This is a genomic window from Streptomyces sp. NPDC032822 (genome assembly GCF_055578825.1).
Genome location: NZ_JBVIOL010000001.1, coordinates 51,328 through 69,996 on the forward strand (window position 1 = coordinate 51,328; position 18,669 = coordinate 69,996).

General features: G+C 71.6%; 12 protein-coding genes and 1 other RNA gene. 7 read left to right on the forward strand and 6 right to left on the reverse strand.

The window, feature by feature from the left end:
• Positions 1-53: 53 nt before the first annotated feature.
• A complete protein-coding gene (locus tag ACZ5VD_RS00190; protein ID WP_468552879.1) occupies positions 54-245 on the reverse strand; it encodes a hypothetical protein in 192 nt (63 codons plus the stop codon).
• Positions 246-468: 223 nt separating this feature from the next.
• Here ACZ5VD_RS00190 and ftsE point away from each other — a divergent pair, with 223 nt between their 5' ends.
• From ftsE to ssrA, 5 genes are all read left to right on the forward strand, one after another.
• Positions 469-1,158, forward strand: a complete 690-nt coding sequence (gene ftsE / locus ACZ5VD_RS00195) for a cell division ATP-binding protein FtsE (RefSeq protein WP_468552880.1) — start codon at positions 469-471, stop codon at positions 1,156-1,158.
• A gap of 44 nt (positions 1,159-1,202) precedes the next feature.
• On the forward strand, positions 1,203-2,123 hold the full coding sequence (gene ftsX, locus ACZ5VD_RS00200) for a permease-like cell division protein FtsX (protein WP_468552881.1): 921 nt from the start codon (positions 1,203-1,205) through the stop codon (positions 2,121-2,123).
• A gap of 67 nt (positions 2,124-2,190) precedes the next feature.
• On the forward strand, positions 2,191-3,363 hold the full coding sequence (locus ACZ5VD_RS00205; RefSeq protein ID WP_468679767.1) for a S41 family peptidase: 1,173 nt from the start codon (positions 2,191-2,193) through the stop codon (positions 3,361-3,363).
• Positions 3,364-3,415: 52 nt separating this feature from the next.
• Positions 3,416-3,961: an SsrA-binding protein SmpB gene (gene smpB / locus ACZ5VD_RS00210; protein ID WP_468552883.1), complete on the forward strand. Its 546-nt coding sequence runs from the start codon at positions 3,416-3,418 to the stop codon at positions 3,959-3,961.
• Between the two features lie 145 nt (positions 3,962-4,106).
• Positions 4,107-4,495: a transfer-messenger RNA gene (ssrA, locus tag ACZ5VD_RS00215) on the forward strand.
• A 114-nt stretch (positions 4,496-4,609) separates the two neighbouring features.
• Here ssrA and ACZ5VD_RS00220 read toward each other — a convergent pair.
• Genes ACZ5VD_RS00220 through ACZ5VD_RS00230 form a run of 3 tightly spaced genes read right to left on the reverse strand, consistent with a single transcriptional unit; the run spans position 4,610 to position 9,419 of the window.
• Positions 4,610-5,062, reverse strand: coding sequence for a DUF4913 domain-containing protein (locus ACZ5VD_RS00220; protein WP_468552884.1), 453 nt, complete (start codon positions 5,060-5,062; stop codon positions 4,610-4,612).
• Between the two features lie 4 nt (positions 5,063-5,066).
• On the reverse strand, positions 5,067-9,077 hold the full coding sequence (locus tag ACZ5VD_RS00225; RefSeq protein ID WP_468552885.1) for a hypothetical protein: 4,011 nt from the start codon (positions 9,075-9,077) through the stop codon (positions 5,067-5,069).
• Positions 9,078-9,092: 15 nt separating this feature from the next.
• The gene (locus tag ACZ5VD_RS00230; RefSeq protein ID WP_468552886.1) at positions 9,093-9,419 is read right to left on the reverse strand and encodes a trypco2 family protein; all 327 of its coding nucleotides are present in this window, start codon (positions 9,417-9,419) and stop codon (positions 9,093-9,095) included.
• Positions 9,420-9,850: 431 nt separating this feature from the next.
• On the opposite strand from ACZ5VD_RS00230, the gene ACZ5VD_RS00235 reads away from it, so the two are divergent.
• Positions 9,851-14,707, forward strand: a complete 4,857-nt coding sequence (locus tag ACZ5VD_RS00235; RefSeq protein ID WP_468552887.1) for a ricin-type beta-trefoil lectin domain protein — start codon at positions 9,851-9,853, stop codon at positions 14,705-14,707.
• A gap of 14 nt (positions 14,708-14,721) precedes the next feature.
• Positions 14,722-15,324: a contact-dependent growth inhibition system immunity protein gene (locus ACZ5VD_RS00240; protein ID WP_468552888.1), complete on the forward strand. Its 603-nt coding sequence runs from the start codon at positions 14,722-14,724 to the stop codon at positions 15,322-15,324.
• Between the two features lie 49 nt (positions 15,325-15,373).
• On the opposite strand, the gene ACZ5VD_RS00245 is transcribed toward ACZ5VD_RS00240, so the two are convergent.
• Positions 15,374-16,381 (reverse strand): LacI family DNA-binding transcriptional regulator, encoded by a 1,008-nt coding sequence (locus tag ACZ5VD_RS00245; RefSeq protein WP_468679769.1) that lies wholly within the window; start codon positions 16,379-16,381, stop codon positions 15,374-15,376.
• Complete coding sequence (gene yicI / locus ACZ5VD_RS00250) at positions 16,381-18,666, reverse strand: alpha-xylosidase (RefSeq protein ID WP_468552889.1); 2,286 nt, start codon at positions 18,664-18,666, stop codon at positions 16,381-16,383. Before yicI ends, ACZ5VD_RS00245 begins: the two co-directional genes overlap by 1 nt.
• Positions 18,667-18,669: the final 3 nt, after the last annotated feature.

The window sequence follows — 18,669 nt, forward strand, 5'->3', positions numbered from 1 at the left end:
CCGGGCCCCTCGTCTGTCTCCGTATGTCTTCTGGTGCGTCCTCGGGCCGCTTCCTAAGCGGTCTGATGTGCCAGCAGCGCGACCGCCGCGATCAGGAGCGCCAGCAATGTGATGAGCGCCATGGGGTTCAGACCCGCGAACAGGTTCCCCTGTTGCAACCGCTCGCGGTTGGCACGGCAGACGGGGCACCGACCCTCGTTCACGGGCGCCGCGCAGTTCGCGCACACCAGCCGGTCGTACGTCATGCGCTCGCCCTCCTTGCACCGGTTCCACGTACACAACGCCTGCGGGAACGCGAACGTTCCCCCTCCACTGTGCCAGGTTCCCCGGGATTCAGCGCGGGGTCCCATGGGACAGGGGAGGGCACAAAACGCACAACTGGCACCCAACCCGATCCGGTGCCTGCGCGGGCGCACCCGGTTCGCGTAGGGTCACGCTCATCTACCCCCGGCGACCCGTGGTGCATCCGTGATCCGATTCGACAACGTATCCAAGGTCTACCCCAAGCAGACCCGCCCCGCACTCAGGGATGTCTCCCTGGAAGTGGAGAAGGGCGAGTTCGTGTTCCTCGTGGGGTCCTCCGGCTCCGGAAAGTCCACCTTCCTGCGGCTGGTGCTCCGCGAGGAGCGGTGCAGCCACGGTCAGGTGCACGTGCTGGGCAAGGACCTCGCCCGTCTCTCCAACTGGAAGGTCCCGCAGATGCGGCGCCAGTTGGGGACGGTGTTCCAGGACTTCCGTCTGCTGCCCAACAAGACGGTCGCCGAGAACGTGGCCTTCGCACAGGAGGTCATCGGCAAGTCGAAGGGCGAGATCCGCAAGTCCGTGCCGCAGGTGCTCGACCTCGTCGGGCTCGGCGGCAAGGAGGACCGGATGCCCGGTGAGCTGTCCGGTGGTGAACAGCAGCGCGTGGCCATCGCGAGAGCCTTCGTGAACCGCCCCAAGCTGCTCATCGCCGACGAGCCCACCGGCAACCTCGACCCGCAGACCTCCGTCGGCATCATGAAGCTGCTCGACCGGATCAACCGGACGGGCACCACCGTGGTGATGGCGACGCACGACCAGAACATCGTGGACCAGATGCGCAAGCGCGTCATCGAGCTGGAGAGTGGCCGCCTCGTCCGCGACCAGGCACGCGGCGTCTACGGCTACCAGCACTGACCGCTGTCTGACGACCGTCCACGGAAAGGCCTGAAGAACCCGCCATGCGCGCCCAGTTCGTACTGTCGGAGATCGGTGTGGGTCTCCGCCGCAACCTGACGATGACCTTCGCGGTCGTCGTCTCCGTCGCCCTGTCCCTCGCCCTGTTCGGCGGGTCGCTCCTGATGAGCGATCAGGTCAACACCATGAAGGGCTACTGGTACGACAAGGTCAACGTCTCGGTCTTCCTCTGCAACAAGAGCGACGCGGAGTCCGACCCGAACTGCGCCAAGGGCGCGGTCACCGAGGACCAGAAGAAGGACGTCCTCTCCGACCTCGACAAGATGACGTCGGTCGTGGAGAAGGTCACCTACGAGTCCCAGGACGCGGCGTACAAGCACTACAAGGAGCAGTTCGGCGACTCGCCGCTGGCCAGCTCCCTCACGCCGGACCAGATGCAGGAGTCGTACCGCATCAAGCTGAAGGACCCGGAGAAGTACCAGGTCATCGCGACCGCCTTCGACGGCCGTGACGGCGTGCAGTCCGTGCAGGACCAGAAGGGGATCCTCGACAACCTCTTCGGGCTGCTGAACGGAATGAACTGGGCCGCGCGCGCGGTGATGGCCCTGATGCTGGTCGTCGCCCTGATGCTGATCGTCAACACCGTGCGCGTCTCGGCGTTCAGCCGGCGGCGCGAGACCGGGATCATGCGCCTGGTCGGTGCCTCGGGCTTCTACATCCAGGCGCCGTTCATCATGGAGGCCGCGGTCGCCGGGCTGATCGGCGGCACGGTCGCGTGCGGGTTCCTGGTGGTCGCCCGGTACTTCCTCATCGACCACGGCCTCGCCCTGTCCGAGAAGCTGAACCTGATCAACTTCATCGGCTGGGACGCCGTCCTGACGAAGCTGCCGCTCATCCTGGCGACGAGTCTGCTGATGCCCGCGCTGGCCGCGTTCTTCGCGCTGCGCAAGTACCTGAAGGTGTGACGCATGCCAAGAGGGCCGTACGGTCAACCGACCGTGCGGCCCTTCGCGTTGTCCTAGACTCACCCGCATGTCAGGTCGTGACCTGTTCTGTCAGCCCCGCCGCATCGGCCGCGGGGCCGCCCTGACATTGGTCTTCGCGAGCGTCCTGGTCGCCGGCGCCGCCACCGGCTCCTTCCCGGAGACCGAGGGCCGCGACCGGAAAGCCTCCTCCGATCCCACCGTCGCGGCCGCCTCGGCCAGCCGCCACGAGGAGGTGGCGAGGGCCGCCGAGGAGGCCATGGCCGACGGCACGTCCCCCGTGGAGGCCGCCGAGCGCGCGGTCAGCCGCAGCGGGGACCGCTGGGGTGCCGTCTACTCCGAGGGCGAGTACGAGGAGTTCGAGGAGGCCCTGGACGGCCGGTACACCGGCGTCGGCCTGTGGGCGCGGCGCGAGGGGGACGGCCGGATCGAGGTGACCAGGGTGCGGTCCGGCTCGCCGGCCGCCGCCGCCGGGATCCACCGCGGCGACCGGCTGCGCAGCGTCGACGGCGCGAAGGTCGACGGACGTCCCGTCACCGAGGTGGTCTCCTTACTGCGCGGCGACGCCACGGACGCCGACGCGGGTACGACCGTCCGCCTGGGCCTGGAACGCGGCACGCGCGCGTGGAGCGAGACCCTGCGCCGGGCCCGCCTGTCCACCGACGACGTCACCGTCCGCACCCCGGCCGACGGCATCACCGTCATCCGGATCGCCGCCTTCACCAAGGGGGTCGGCGAGCGTGTGCGGGCCGCCGTACGGCAGGCCCCCGCCGCCGGCGGCATCGTCCTCGACCTGCGCGGCAACTCCGGCGGCCTGGTCACCGAGGCCGTCACCACCGCCTCCGCCTTCCTCGACGGCGGCCTCGTCGCCACCTACGACGTCGAGGGCGAGCAGCGCGCCCTGCACGCCGACGCGGGCGGCGACACCACCAGACCCCTGGTCGCACTCGTCGACGGCGGCACCATGAGCGCGGCCGAGCTTCTCACCGGCGCCCTCCAGGACCGCGGCCGGGCGGTCGTCGTGGGTTCCCGCACCTTCGGCAAGGGCTCGGTCCAGATGCCGAGCCGGCTGCCCGACGGCTCCGTCGCCGAGCTGACCGTCGGGCACTACCGCACCCCGTCCGGCCGCGGGGTCGACGGCCAGGGCATCACGCCCGACCTGGAGACGGACCGGCAGGTGCTGGAGCGCGCGGAGACCGTCCTGAGCGGCCTGGGCCGCTAGCCGTTAATCGGCTTCCCGCAGCCCCCCTCGGTAGTGCGAAAATGGGCGGACTATGAGCAAGGGAATGTACGTACCGAAGGAGTCCCAGCCCAAGCAGGGCTCGGGAGCAGTGAAGGCCAAGGACGGCAAGCGCAAGATCGTCGCCCAGAACAAGAAGGCACGGCACGACTACGCGATCATCGACACCTACGAGGCCGGGCTCGTCCTGACCGGCACCGAGGTCAAGTCGCTGCGCCAGGGCCGCGCCGCCCTGACCGACGGCTTCGTCCAGATCGACGGGAACGAGGCGTGGCTGCACAACGCCCACATCCCCGAGTACAGCCAGGGCAGCTGGACCAACCACTCCGCGCGCCGCAAGCGCAAGCTGCTCCTGCACCGCGAGGAGATCGACAAGCTGGCGGCGAAGTCCGAGGAGACCGGGCACACCATCGTGCCCCTCGCCCTGTACTTCAAGGACGGCCGGGCGAAGGCCGAGATCGCGCTCGCCCGGGGCAAGAAGGAGTTCGACAAGCGGCAGACCCTGCGCGAGAAGCAGGACCGGCGGGAGTCGGACCGCGCCATCGCGGCGGCGAAGCGGAAGGAACGCGCCGCCCAGTAGGCGCGGGCGGCTCGCCGCCCGCGGGGCGAGGCCGCCGGGAATACGGTGGCATCGGCGTGCGTTGGTCACGTACGATGGCACTGCACCCCACAGCAGGTGCGCACGTCCTCCTCGGAGGGCTTGAGCTGTTGTCAATTAAATACATGGGGATGATCGGTTTCGACAGCGGCTGTCGAAGCAGGGGAAGCGAGCCGAGGAAGCGGCAATGATCTCGTTAACCATATGTCGCAACCAATAATCGCCAATTCCAAGAGCGATTCCCAGTCCTTCGCCCTCGCTGCCTAATAAGCAGTGAGTGAGGGACCCTTAATGGGTGTCAGCCCGGGAGTGTTCCCGACCCGGATCCTGGCATAATCTAGGGGACTAAACCATTGCGTCCGGTCACGGGATGCGATGGGAAATCAAACAGTGACTGGGCCCGTCGGAGACTTGTTCGCGAGATCTCCGGGGCCGAGAAAATCGTAGCGAACTGCGCTCGGAGAAGCCCTGATTCCGCACCGTTGGACGCGGGTTCGATTCCCGCCATCTCCACTCGCCCGCGCTGTAGCGGGTACCCCATGTGGGCAAAGGCCCCGTCGCTTTCGAGCGGCGGGGCCTTTGTCATGGGCGTGCGCCCGGGCACGGACAGCCAGGCGCGGGCACACGGGCTCAGTCGAGGGCGAACGGGTCCTGGCCCGGCACGCCCCGCTGGTCCGTGAACAGCCCCTCCGGCGGGACGACGAGCGGCAGCGGCCGCTGGTCCTGATGGCCGTTGCCGCACTGGGCGAACGGCCCGGTCACCGAGTCCATCAGGGCCCGCAGATGAGGGTCCGCGTGGTGGAGCCACCAGTTCGACATGCCCAGGGCCGGTTCGAAACGCAACATCTCCCAGGCCCGCCACACCGAGTCCAGCCGGGAGAGCGCCTGGGCGTGACGGAACCACTCCGGGCACCAGACCCGCCCGGACGCCGGGGTGGGCCGGGGAATGAAGTAGACGAGCCGGTCGGTGACGAATTCGAGGACGTTCGGGTAGAACAGCTCTCCCAGGCGGGCGATGCTCTCCTCGTCGCGCCGGATGTCGTCGAGCGACTCGTCCTGCCCCTCTTCACGGGGTGATGTCATGGCGTCACGCTCCTCTGCGCAGCTGTACGTCGACGGCCTCGTCGTGACGGCCGATCCGGTCCAGGACTCTGACCAGCAGGCGGAGAGCCCCTCGCAGGGCGGCCTGGAGCCCGGAGTGGTGCGGGTCCCGGTCCACCAGGTCCCGGTAGATGCGGACGGCCCGCCGGGCCGGTTCCACCGCGCGGACGGCCCGGCGCGGGTCGTGGCGACCGCACAGGCTCAGCGCGCGGGCCAGGTACTGGAGCAGCGCGGCGGTCTGGTCCGGGGACAGGCCGCCGGGGCGGGCGGTCAGCGCCAGGCAGCCTTCCTCCGCCTCCAGAGCGGTGCGCCAGGCCGCGGAGCCGTGCCCCGTCATCGCCTGCGCCTCGGCCAGCCGCAGCAGGGCCCAGCACAGGGGCTGTTCCTGGGTGTCGGGGTCCGCGACGATCAGCTTGCGGCGCAGCCGGACGGTGTGTTCCGCGACCGGGAGGCAGTCGCGGAAGCCGCTTGTGGTGAGGAGCACGCGCACCAGCTCCGTGCCGGTGTCGGCGAGCGCCGCCTCGTGCCGCGCGTCCCGCGCCGACAGCCTGACACGCAGCTCGTACGCCTCCCGCAGCGCGGAGACCGCCCGGCCGGCCGTCGCCGTGGACCTTCCGTAGCTGGTGCCGAGGTCGTCCAGGCACCAGGCCAGCCCTTCGTCCCCCTCCTCGCCGAGGCGGGACAGCCGGCGGTAGAGCGGCAGCGCCTGCCGCAGCAGGATGCGCGACGCGACCGGCCGGTGATGCCCCCGGTACAGGTCGGAGCCGTCGTGGAGGGTGGTGGCGTACCCCTCCGCGTAGAGGCTGGGGGCGTACTCGCTCAGGCGGCGCCGGACGGCGAGGGCCTGGCCCAGGGCGGCGGCCGCCGGCGTCGGGCGGCCGAGGGCGTTGTAGGCGCGGGCGAGCCGGAGGGCGGTTCCGGACTGCTTGTCCAGGTTGCTCGCGCTGAGCGGCAGCGGGGCGTTGGCGTAGATCTCCAGGGTCTTCTCGAAGCCCTCCGCCGCCGCCTCGTGGTCGTCCGCGCGGGCGTGGAAGGTGGCGAGGGCGGCGACCGAATGGGCCAGGTCGGGCACCGCGACGCCGTACGGGTCGTGGGCCAGGGCCCGGCGGTGCTCGATGGCCTCGCCGACCGATTCCCGTGCCGCCGCGTGGTCGCCCTCGTCGGACTGCTCCCAGGCGAGGTTGTGCAGTGTCTGGGCCAGGGGTGAGCGGTGGACGCCGGGCAGGTCCCGGGCCAGCGGGCGCAGCAGGGCGATGGCCTCCCGTTCCAGCGCCATCACCTCGCCGCGCGACCGGGTGGCGGCGCTGTGGTCGACCGCGAGACCCATCAACGCGCGGGCCAGGTCGGGGGCGTACGCGTCGGGGTTCTCCGCCGCCAGCCGGCGGACGGTCCGGACCGCCTCCTCGCTCAACGCCAGCGCCTCCGGATGCCGTTGCAGGCGCCAGAGGTTCGTGCCGCGCTCCGCGAGCGCCATGACGAGCAGCAGCGGATCCAGTTCGGGATGCCGGGGTACCAGGGCGCGGGCGCGCCGGACGGCCTCCTCCGTGTGCGCGTCGGACCGGGCGACCTGGTCGAAGGGGATCGCGCTCGGGTCGAGCTGCCAGACCGCCCCCGACTGGTTGACGAGGGCCCGCACCAGTCCGCGTTCGCGTTTCTCCCACTCCTCGCCGTCCTCCTCCGCCAGCGCGCGGAACAGGCGCAACGCCCGGTCGCCGGCGTCGTACGCCTCCATCAGGCGACCGGTCGTGCGGCAGGCGCGGGACAGCACCAGCAGGGAGTCGGCCCACTCCGTGCGGTGGGTCGTCGTGCCGTCGTCCGCCATGTCCCGGCGGATCGCCGCCGCCTCGACGGCCGCCTGCCGGGCGTCCTCCCGGTCGCCGACCGCGAGGTGCCGCTCGGCCAGGTTGTGCAGCGCCCACCCGCGGTCGCGTCGGGCCCGCGGGTCGTCTCCCGTGGCACGGCACAGGCGGCTCAGTTCGCGGGCGACGTCGAGCGCGTGGTCGCGCAGCACGTGGGAGTGGTCCGGCAGCGTGTCCGAGTGCGCGCGCAGCACGGCGGCGGTCAGCGGGGCGTCGGCCGGGACGGAGCGCAGCGCCTCGCGCAGCCGGTCGACGACGGCGCGGGCCTTCTCCGCGCGGCCCTCGTTGGCGTGGGCCACCGCGGACCGGGCCAGTACGGTGAGGATCTGCGCCCGCTGGTGGTCCGGGGCGCGGCCGAACAGCCGCCCGAGCAGTCCGCCGCCGGCGAGGATCTGCTCCGAGGCGTGGTACTCCGCCGGCCGGTCCGGCTCCAGCCGGCCCCAGTAGCGGCCCTCGGGCGGCGGATACAGGTCGCGCAGCCAGGCGGTGATGTCGGTGACCAGCCAGGGCGGTTCGTCGGGCAGCAGCCGTGCGACGGTCTCCCGCGCCTCCTGTTCGTCGTGTGCGGAACAGAGCACGGCCGCCGCCACCGCCGGTTCGAGGAGCCTGTTCGCCCGCGGGCCCATGCCCCAGTCGTCGGCGGTGTCCTGCCAGTACTTCCGCTCGTGGTCGAGGAGTTCGTCCTCCAGGGTTCTCCCGTCCGGCCGGTGCGGCCGGACGTGGCGCAGCAGCGCGACCAGCGCGGCCATCTGCACGGTCAGGGCCGTCTCGGCGCCGGGCCCCGCCGCGGGGCGGACGGCCGGAAGGGTGTCGGCGAGCCCGGCCCAGTCGACGTCACCCGCGCCGGTCACCTCCGCCAGATGGCGGGACAAGTCCCGGGCCGCCGTCCGGAACGCCTCCTCCCGGCCGGCCGCGCCGGGGCTGAGCGCGTGCAGCCGGGTCTCCGGCAGGGCGCCGGTCGCCCGGGTCTGCCAGGAGCCCAGCGAGCGGGCGAGCAGCAGCAGCCGCACCGGATGCCTGGCCTCCCGGGTCTGTTCCCGCAACGTCCGGACCAGGTCGGGCCGGGTCTCGGCGTAGTCGAGGACCAGCAGCAGTGGATGCTGGACGGCGCGCAGGGTGTGCAGGTCGCGGGGCTCGTGGGCGACCTGTCCGACGACCCAGCCGTGCTCCCGCATCCGCGCCATCAGCTGCCGTGCCAGCCGCGTCTTGCCCTGTCCGCCCGGGGCGGTGAGCACCCGGGCGGCGGGAGGGCCGTCCGGATCCGCCCGGCACCACTCCTCCAGGTCGGCGAGCGTGTCCTGGCGGCCGTGGAACGACACGACCTCGGCGTCCGCCCGCAGCAGCATGATGGGGGAGGACACCGCACGCCTGGGCGGCGCCGGATCCAACAGGCCGACGAACTCGGCCGGTTCCAGCCGGGGGCCGACGCCGGTCGCCTCGCGGACGACCGCGCGGAAGTCGGCGCAGGCCAGCAGGTCCTCGCTGCGGGTGTACGTCAGCCGGGTGCCCTGGTCCGGCCGGCGGTCCGCCCGCACCAGGCCCAACAGCAGCTTCTCGCCGTACAGGAAGACGGCCGAGCCCGACATCCCCGACCACGGGGTGGTCCGCGCGGCGGTGGCCGCGTCGAGCCCCGAGAGGTCGGGTTCCAGCAGGCCGATGTCGTCGAGGATCTCGAAGGCGGCGCCGCCGTGCGGTCTGACCCGGCCGACCAGCGCCGTCTGGTTCCGGCGGTGCGCGGCCCGCTCCTGGCGGGGGAATCCGGTGGCGGTGAGCCGTAGTTCGGTCCCGCCCGTCACACACCAGCCCCAGCGCTGCGGGTGCCGGCCCCGGGCGCCGCGCAGGGTGTCCGGCGGCGTCCAGTCCGGGGTGTCCGCGGGGATCTCCAACAGGGCGGCGTCCACGGCCTCGTCGTGCCGTCGCCACCGCACCACCGCGGGGAACCGTGCCGTGGAGTCCGGCAGGGACACCGTGATGTCCGGGTCGATGTCCGGGCGGGTGTCCGCGTGGACACCCGTGGGGACGCTCAGGTGGCCGTCCCGGGGCAGGAGATGCGCGGCGGTCAGGACGAGCCGCGGGGCGATCAGGTAGCCGCTGCCGAAACTCGTGCCGCGGACCTGGACGACCTGCTTCCACTCCATCTGCCGGTCCCCGGACTATTCGACGTCGCCCACGGCCACGTCTCCGCCGCCGCGGTGCTCCGGGTTCAGACGCAGGGTCAGACGCTGTGTGGAGCGCGCCGAGCGCTCACCGCGGGCGTCCGCCTCCACGACACCGAACCGCAGCTTCCCGCCGCCGTTCCTCGCCCGCACCAGCTCGATCTCGAACTCCGCCGTGATCTCACCGAGCACGAAGCGCAGCGAGGAGTCCTGACCGCGCCGCTGGGCCTCCGACAGCTGGGACCGCAGCACCTCGATGGCGTCGGCCAAGTCCAGCCAGTCGTCCCCGTGTTCGTCGCGCTCGTCGTGTGCGTCGCGTGCCATGCCCGACCCCCGTCACCGCGTTCATCGTCCGTGGACATGCTAGCGATCGTGACGGGACGGGCAGGAGGGGCAAAGGGTGAAGGTCGAGGCGCCCGTCGCGGTTCTCCCCTCGGCCACCGTCCCTTCGGCCGACTTGACTACGGTTCCGAAACGCATGTGAATACTCCCTTCACATAGGGCACACAGATTCGTTACCGTCGGGTAGCGCCGTCGGCGGAGCTGACCCCTCCGTCCTCGCGCACGTCGATCAGCGACCGGGGGAACACCGTCGCTACGGGGAGGGGTTCGTGGCCATGCCGCGATTCCTGAGGCATCCGAGCCGCACCGAGGCCTGACCACCTCGCGGCGCCGCCACTTTTCTTCGTACGGGCCCCCGCCTGCCCCTCTTACGAAACCGGGATGTTCTCTTGCGTTCCAGACCAGGGTTCCTCATGCCCTCGACGCGAAAATCCGGACACTTCGCGCGACTTGTCCCGTCGGTACTGGCGCTCGCCGTGCTGGCCACGATCGCCGGCCGGCCGGACGCCGTCGACGACCGCACCCTCGACGCCGGCCTGGTGGCCGACAGCTACGACGGCTTCGACACCAAGGCCGCCGAGCAACTGCGGCAGGACCAGTGCCTCATGGCCGACGTGCTGCGCATGGGCGGTCCGGCCATGTTCGGCACCGCGCAGGGCGCGCTCGACCAGACCCCGGACAAGCTGCACACCGCGGCCAACCGTGAGCGCTGGACCGACACCCCGCTGGCGAAGGCCTTCGAGGCGGACAGGGCCACGGCCCGCAAGGAGGGGGAGGCGCTCGACGCCTACATCGACGTCTGGAAGAAGCCGCTCGACGGCCTGAGCACCCCGGCCGGGTTCACCGTGACCGGTTTCCACTGGCCGCCGGGCACCACCGGGACGGGCCCGGGCTTCTTCGAGCAGACCGGTCTGAGCACCTGGATCTGGGACCGGTTCTGGAAGAGCGAGGAGGACTTCTACGAGGACCCGACCCCGCTCGCCGACGAGGCCACCCTCAAGGCGGTCAAGGACCTCGGCACCCCGCTCTACGGCAACGACCCCGACCCGACGCTCCCCAACCCGCAGTGGCAGCAGGCGGTCGAGGAACACCAGGCGTGGGACGGCCTGGCGAACTGGTCCCTGGAGCCCACGGGCGAGGACAACGCCCGTCTCTTCCTGGGCTCCGGCGGCTTCCCGCGCACCGCGCCCGAGCCGGGCACCGTCGAACACCGCATCGCCGTCGAGGACCTGAAGACCCGGTTCGCCTCCTGCGCCTGGCGCGGGCCGGTCGACCCGAACAAGGTGCTCGGCAAGGAGGTCGCCGACGCGTCCGCCGAGTGGCAGCAGGAGATCTCCTCGCAGGCCACCCAGCGCAACCAGATCCTCACCGCCAACGTCGGCGCCACCAAGGCCCTCGCGACCGGCTCCAAGGCGCTGGGCGAGATGCTCGGCCAGTCGTGGATCACCGACCGGCTGGCCCGCTGGCAGGACTACTGGTCCGCCGGCGGCCCCGGCTGGATCGGCGACAGCCCGATGGCCATCCACGCGCACGGCGCCGCCGACAAGTGCCTCGAAGTGGGCGCTTCCGGCAAGACCAACGGCCTGCCCGTGCAGATCTACACCTGCAACGGCAGCGCGGGCCAGAAGTGGTCGATCCGCGGCGGCGCGCTGGTCAACGTCAACTCCGGCAAGTGCCTGGACATCAAGAGCTCCGGCACCGCGAACGGCACGACGCTGCAGATCTGGACGTGCAACGACTCCGCCGCCCAGAAGTGGGAGTACGACACCCACGCGACCACGCGCCTGTACAACCCGGGCACCGGCAACTGCCTGGACCTCGCGACCTACGTCAACGGCCGTGACACGCGGATGTGGGACTGCAAGGGCACCGACCCGCAGAAGTTCGACATCACGCCGGCCGGCCACAACGGCACGGACGACATCGACTACCCGACGAAGGCCCAGTTCGACAAGGCCAAGAAGGGCGTCACCGACGCCCAGGCCGCGGCGAAGAAGCAGCTCGACCTGCTGAAGGCCCAGGCCACCGCCGCGAAGACGGCCGCCACGACCACCGACACCGCCACCCAGGCCGCCTACGCGACCGCCGACAAGGCCGGCGCGCCCCGGGGCCGAGGTCTCCTCGTCGGACAGCAGAAGGCCCAGGTCACCAAGGCGTCGGCAGCCGCTCTGGAGGCACTGTCGAAGGCCGGTGACACCGCCTACGCGGCCACCCGCGCCGCCGTCGGGGACAGCGCCACCATCGCCGCCCGCGCGCTGACACAGGCCGCCGCGTCCAAGGCGGCGTTCCGTACGGCCGCCGCCAACGAGGCCAGGGCGCAGGCGAAGGCCGCCGCCGACGCGGCCGCCGTACAGGCGACCAACGCCAAGACCGCCCGCGACACCGCCAAGACCAAGCTCGCCGAGACGCGGAAGGCCGAGGCGGACGCCAAGTCGGCCGCCGCCACCGCGCACTCCGAGCGGCTCGCGGCCGAGGCGGAGGAGGCCACCGCGAAGGCGGAGAAGGCGACCGCCGCGCAGAAACAGTCCGAGGCCGCCCAGCACAAGGAGAACGCCCAGGGCTACGCGAAGACCGCCACCGAGGCCAAGGGCCGGGCGGAGACCGCCGAGTCCACCGCCCGCAGCAAGCGTCAGGACGCCGAGGCCGCCCGGGACCGGGCGAAGGGCAAGCGGGACGACGCGTGGGACGCCGAGAGCAAGTCGAACGCCGCCCGCGCCAAGGCCAACGCCAAGGACGCCTACGCCGAGGCCCACTCCTCGGACGCCGACGCCAAGGAGTCCCGGGCCGCGGCGAACGACGCGGACCGGGCCGCCGGTGAGGCCGAGGGGGCGGCGACGTCCGCCCGCGCCGAGGCCGACGCGGCGACCCAGGCCGCGGCCGACGCCGACGCGGCGGCGACGCGCGCGGAGGCCGCGGCCAAGCGTGCCCGCTCCCACTCGGACGCGGCCCAGGCCGCCAAGCTGAAGTCGGAGGCCGCGGTACGGACCGCGACGAGCGCGGCGGCGGACGCCATCAAGGCGTCCCAGGCCGCCGCCTCCGCGGCCAAGACCGCGGTCGAACTGGCCGACAAGGCGGAGACGAAGGCCGCCGACGCGAAGAAGGAGGCCGACGCCTCCCGGGCCGAGGCCGTCAAGGCGGTCGCCGGCGCGGCAGCCGCCGCCGGGCACGCGTACACCACCGCCCAGGCGGCGGAGGACGCCGGCAACTCGGCCCGCCAGGTCGCCGCACCGGCGAACGACGCGATCCAGCTCGGCTCCCCGTACGTCACCACCGACTCCGCGGCCGGACTCGTCGTCCTGACCGGGCAGTCGTCGAAGACGATCGCCGAGCAGCAGCAGGCGGTGGCCGAGGCGCACGCGGCCAACGCCCAGAAGAACGCCACGCAGGCGCAGAGCCTCGCGAACGCGGCGACCGGTGACTCCAAGGCCGCCTACACGCTGGCCGCCGAGGCCGCCGGCTTCGCGTCCGACGCCCGCAAGTCGGCCAAGGAGGCGCTGGGTTACGCCGCCGAGGCGGCCAAGTACGCCGCCGACGCGCAGAAGTCGCTGGCCCGCACCATCGAGTACAACAGCCAGGCCACCGAGGACGCGGCCGCCGCCGACAAGGCCGCCGGCCGTGCCGAGGGCCACGCCCGGGACGCCCGCTCCTCCGCCGACCAGGCCGCCCTGGACGCCGACGCCGCCCGCACCGCGGCCTCGGAGGCCGAACAGGCGGCGAAGGACGCCCGCGCGGCGGCCGACCGCGCCGACATCGAGGCCACCGCGGCCGAGGAGGCGGCGAAGGACGCCAAGAAGTACGCGGACTCGGCCCAGCAGGCGGCCGACCAGGCCGGCCGCGAGGACGCCAACAAGCAGGTGCAGACCGGCGCGGGCACCGGGGTCGGCGGCGTCTTCTCCGTCATCGACGACCTCAAGCAGCGGGGGGACCCGCAGCGTCTGCCCGACGACTGCTCGCGCCTTCCCTGCGACCTGGTCTACAAGGTCACGTTCGACGCGGTCGTCAGCTACTACCTGTGCGCCAACCCGGACGTGCCCGCCACCGAGTCCGGCTGCCCCGCCGAGGACACGTTCTTCCTCACCACGAAGACGTTCCCGAAGCTGACCAAGACGATCAAGATGTCGTCCTGGGACGCGACCAAGGAGCTGTGGAAGGGCCTCTTCGACGCCCTCATCAGCGACTTCACCGGCTGCTACCACAAGATGACCAGCGCCGACGACGGCGGCAGCTACGGCGACTGCGCCTGGGCCGCGTCCAACTTCATCCCGGGCAAGGCCTACGAGCTGATCGCCGACGCGATCCGGACCCTGAACGCCGCCCTGCGCCGCGGGGACGGTGTCGCCGACGCGCTGAAGGCCCTGAAGAAGCTGGACGTCGACCCGGAGACCCTCGCCGACATCGAGCGCACGGTGGACGCGTTCGAGGAGACGCGCACGGCGTGCAAGGTCAACAGTTTCCCCGGCGGAACCGAAGTGGTCCTCGCCGACGGCAGCCGCAAGCCGATCCGGGACGTGCGCCCGGGCGACCTGCTCCTGGCCACCGACCCCGACGCCGGCATCACGCGGGGCGAGCCGGTCACGCGGACGTTCTCCCACCCCGCCGCCGATCTGCTGGAGATCACCCTGGCGGACGGGGGCCGGCTCACCAGCACACCGGGCCACAAGGTCTTCGTCGCCGACCGCGGCTGGACCCTCGCCCTGCACCTGCGTGCCGGCGACCGCCTGCGCACCCCGGACGGCGCCCTGCGCACCGTGACCGCCCTGCGCGACCGGGACGCGTCGAAGCCCCGGACCGTGTACGACCTGACCGTGTCCGGTCTGCACACGTTCTACGCCGTGGCGGGCAGCACCCCGGTCCTGGTCCACAACTGCAACGACCTCGCGGGTGACGAGGCCAAGTTCCCCGGCCAGGCGCACACCCTCAAGGAGCATGTGCGCCCGAACCCGCAGGAGGCGAAGGCGTTCGCCGCGGAGAAGTCGAGGAAGCTCGGGAAGGAGACGCCGAACGGCGTGTGGACGGACCAGGCGACGGCACAGAAGGTCATCGACGAGACGCTGAAGGCCAATAACACCAAGATCGGCAACTGGCTCCGGAAGAATCAGAAGAACGAGCTGACCTGGTCGGGTACCCACGGCCCGAAAGACTCCTCCCTGGGCACGGTCTACTGGGAGAACAAGGCCGATGAGGCCGCCGGCAACCAGTTCTTCATCAAGATCGTGAGAGCACCGGGGCACAAGGCCGGCTACTACGTCCAGACCTGCTACCCGAAGTAAGGAGGCGACCAGCGGTGCAGCGTTTCACCGAGTTCGACTTCGGCGTCTCGTGGGTCATGGGCTTCTTCCACCAGGACTGGATCCGGGAGGGGGACACGGCGGCCGAGATCGTCGCGCAGCACTTCCCGGGAGAGGCCGACGAGGAGATCCTGGCCGTCCGCCGCGACGCCCGGACCCTGCTCGCCGCCCTTCCCTCGGAGACCCTGGAGGTGCTGTGGACGGCCGGCGCGGAGTATCTGCCGAGCTTCACGCGGACCACGGGAGCCGAGTGGACACGGACCGTCGTCGGCCTGTGTGACGCCCGGCTGGCCACGAAGCCGGACGTCCGTCCGCTCACCGGAGCCGACCTGGAGGACGGGTCGGCCCACCGGGACGCGGTCCTCGCCGAGCTGGAGCAGGCGTCGTTCCTGGACGCCGAGGTGCGCGAGGCGCTCGCCGCCTGTGCCCACCGCTGCACTCCGGACCTGGCGCTCCGGGTGCTGCTGAGAACCGCCGTCAACACCCGGGGCGCGTCGCTGACCCCGGACCAGTACCAGAGACTGGAGAGCATCGGGTCGGCCCTCCACTACGGCGAGTACGTGGTGGGGGACGTCGGATACCTGGTCGAGGAGCCCTAGGCCCCCCGACCTCCGGGTCCGTCGACGACCGCCGGTACCGCTCCACGCGTCATGCGTCGCGTGGAGCGGTACTGGCGCGTTCCGTCAGCCTCGCCGGCAGCAGCGTCGCCTCCGCCACGGCCTCGCCGTCCAGCTTCTCCATCAGCAGTTCCACCGCCCGTGTGCCCATCTCGGCGGACGGCAGGGCGACCGAGGTGACCGGCACGCGGACGGACTCGGCGAGTTCGTCGGGGCAGATCGCGGTGACCGAGAGATCGCCGGGGACCCGCAGGCCGAGTTGTTCGAAGGCGTCGATCAGCGGCTCCAGCAGCGGCTCGTTGTGGACGACGACCCCCGTCAACGCCGGTTGTTCGCGCAGCAGTCGCTCGGCGACCGTGCGGGCGGCGCCGGGCCCGGCCTCGCAGGGGTGGACGGCCGAGGAGAGTCCGTGCCGGTCGGCGGCGGCGGTGAAGCCCTGGACCACACGCTGGGCGAACGCGGTCTGCCGCACGTACACCTCGGGCGGCGACCCGACCAGCGCCACCACCCGGTGACCGAGCCCCGCCAGATGCTCCACACACGCCTCGCCGGCCGCCCTGAAGTCGAGGTCGATACAGGTCAGGCCCTCGGAGGAGGCCGGGAAGCCGATCAGCACCGACGGTCGTTCCAGGTTCCGCAGCAACGGCATCCGGGGATCGTGCAGTTGGACGTCCATCAGGATCAGCGCGTCCACCAACGCCGTGTCCGCGACCCGGCGCAGGCCCTCCTCGCCCTCCTCCTGCGTCACCAACAGCACGTCATGGTCGTACCGCCGGGCCGTCGTCACCACCGACACCGCGAACTGCATCACCACCGGCACATGGATGCCGGTCCGCAGCGGCACCACCAGTGCCAGGACCTTCGCCCGTCTGCCGGCCAGTGCCCGGGCGCCCGCGTGCGGCCGGTAGCCCAGCTGCCGGACGGCCTCCTCCACCCGGAGCCGGGTCTCCTCGGAGATCGGGCGCTTGCCGCTGAGGGCGTACGAGACGGTGCTCGGGGAGACCCCGGCATGCCGCGCCACGTCCGTGATCTTCACCATCAGGCCCACTCCAGGGTCAGGAACCCGGTCCCGGCCGGCGCCCGCACCTCGCGCTCGCCGACGGCCAGTCCCCAGGGCGCCGCCGGATCACTGCACGAGGCCCGCAGCAGGTCCCCTTCGCGGACGACGGTGAAGGTCACGTCCCCGACCCGCACCGCCACCTGCTGCCCCCGCTCCAGGCCGTACGCCCGCAGCAGGACGCCGTCGGCGTGGTCGTAGTCGGGCCGGTCGGCCACCGCGCCGACCGGGATCACGGCCCCCGGCCGGACGAGCAGCGGCACGCTCAGGAAGTCGTGCTGTTCCCGCACCCAGCGCGGCCCGGTCACCGTCCGTCCGGTCACGAAGTGCGTCCAGGTGCCCTCGGGGACGTAGTACGCGACCTCGCCCTCGTCGCTGAACACCGGGGCGACCAGCAGGTCGGGGCCGAGCATGTACTGCCGTTCCAGGTGTGCGCACCCGGGGTCGTCCGGGAACTCCAGGACCATCGCCCGCATCACCGGCACGCCCTCGGTGTGGGCGGTCCGCGCCGCCTCGTAGAGATACGGCATGAGCCGCAGCTTGAGGCGGGTGAAGTGCCGTAGGACGTCCACCGATTCCTCGTCGAACAGCCACGGCACCCGGTAGGAGGAGCTGCCGTGCAGACGGCTGTGGGAGGAGAGCAGCCCGAAGGCCACCCACCGCTTGAACAGGGCGGGGGTCGGGGTGCCCTCGAAGCCGCCGATGTCGTGGCTCCAGAAGCCGAAGCCGGAGAGCCCGAGGGAGAGGCCGCCGCGCAGGGACTCGGCCATCGACTCGTACGTCGCCTCGCAGTCGCCGCCCCAGTGCACCGGGAACTGCTGGCTCCCGGCGGTCGCCGAGCGGGCGAAGACGACCGCCTCCTCCTCGCCGCGGTGCTTGCGCAGCACGTCGAAGACCGTGCGGTTGTAGAGGTACGTGTAGTAGTTGTGCATCCGCTCCGGGTCGGAGCCGTCGGACCAGGTCACGTCGAGGGGCACCCGCTCGCCGAAGTCCGTCTTGAAGCAGTCGACGCCCTGGTCGAGCAGCCCCTCCAGCTTGGACGCGTACCAGTCGCGGGCGGCGGGGCTGGTGAAGTCCACCAACGCCATGCCGGGCTGCCAGAGGTCCCACTGCCAGACGCTTCCGTCGGGCCGCCTGAGCAGATGGCCCAGCTCCTTGCCCTCCGCGAACAGCGGCGAGCGCTGGGCGATGTACGGGTTGATCCAGACGGAGACCCGCAGCCCCCGCTCCTTGAGCCGCTTCAGCATGCCCTCCGGGTCCGGGAACACCCGGGGATCCCACCGGAAGTCGCACCAGTGGTGCTCGCGCATCCAGAAGCAGTCGAAGTGGAAGACGGAGAGCGGCAGTTCACGCTCCCGCATGCCCTCGATGAAGGACGTCACGGTCTCCTCGTCGTACGACGTCGTGAAGGACGTCGACAGCCACAGCCCGAAGGACCAGGCCGGCGGGAGGGCCGGGCGGCCGGTCAGGGCCGTGTACTTGCGGAGGATGTCCTTCGGCGTCGGGCCGTGGATGACGTAGTACGTCAGCTCCTGGGTCTCCGCGCTGAACTGCACCCGGGACACCGCCTCCGAGGCGACCTCGAAGGAGACCTTGCCCGGGTGGTCGACGAAGACGCCGTAGCCGGCGTCGGTCAGGTACAACGGCACGTTCTTGTAGGCCTGTTCGGTGGTCGTGCCGCCGTCGGCGTTCCAGATGTCGACGACCTGGCCGTTCTTCACCAGCGGGCCGAAGCGTTCGCCGAGGCCGTACACGGACGTGCCGACACCGAGGCCGAGCTGTTCGCGCAGATAGTGGGCGCCGGACGCGTCCCGCATGATGCCCATGCTCTTGGCGGCGCTGCCGGTCAGGACCTTGCCGTGGGCGAGGAAGTCGACCTGCCAGGGCCCGGAGCGGGCGAACCGGACGGACAGGGAGCCGGAGGTGAGGGTCGCGTGCTCGTCGTCGTAGGACGTCTGCACGCTGCCGCGCCGGTCCGCAGGGCCTCCCCCGGGCCCCCGGACCTCTGTGGCCAGTTCGAACGCGGGCGCGCTCGGGCGTTCGCCCCGGAAGTGGGTGAACGTGATGCCGATGACGTCGGGCATCGGGGTGTGCGCGCTGATCGTCATGACCGGTCCCGTCAGCAGGTCGCCACGGCTGCGGACGGGGCGGGACGGCGCGTGGATCTCCAGCGTGCCTCCCTCGGTCGCCGTCACGTCGAGGACCTCGGTGGGATGGTCCGCGACGACGCCCTCGCGCAGCAGCCAGTAGCCGTCGGTGAACTTCATGTG

Bases quoted from the DNA above. Each gene is read 5' to 3' on its own strand.
- yicI (WP_468552889.1), bottom strand. From the start codon at position 18,666: ATGAAGTTCACCGACGGCTACTGGCTGCTGCGCGAGGGCGTCGTCGCG.
- ACZ5VD_RS00230 (WP_468552886.1), bottom strand. From the start codon at position 9,419: ATGGCACGCGACGCACACGACGAGCGCGACGAACACGGGGACGACTGG.
- ACZ5VD_RS00225 (WP_468552885.1), bottom strand. From the start codon at position 9,077: ATGGAGTGGAAGCAGGTCGTCCAGGTCCGCGGCACGAGTTTCGGCAGC.
- ftsX (WP_468552881.1), top strand. From the start codon at position 1,203: ATGCGCGCCCAGTTCGTACTGTCGGAGATCGGTGTGGGTCTCCGCCGC.
- smpB (WP_468552883.1), top strand. From the start codon at position 3,416: ATGAGCAAGGGAATGTACGTACCGAAGGAGTCCCAGCCCAAGCAGGGC.
- ACZ5VD_RS00220 (WP_468552884.1), bottom strand. From the start codon at position 5,062: ATGACATCACCCCGTGAAGAGGGGCAGGACGAGTCGCTCGACGACATC.
- ACZ5VD_RS00205 (WP_468679767.1), top strand. From the start codon at position 2,191: ATGTCAGGTCGTGACCTGTTCTGTCAGCCCCGCCGCATCGGCCGCGGG.
- ACZ5VD_RS00245 (WP_468679769.1), bottom strand. From the start codon at position 16,381: ATGGTGAAGATCACGGACGTGGCGCGGCATGCCGGGGTCTCCCCGAGC.
- ACZ5VD_RS00235 (WP_468552887.1), top strand. From the start codon at position 9,851: ATGCCCTCGACGCGAAAATCCGGACACTTCGCGCGACTTGTCCCGTCG.
- ACZ5VD_RS00190 (WP_468552879.1), bottom strand. From the start codon at position 245: ATGACGTACGACCGGCTGGTGTGCGCGAACTGCGCGGCGCCCGTGAAC.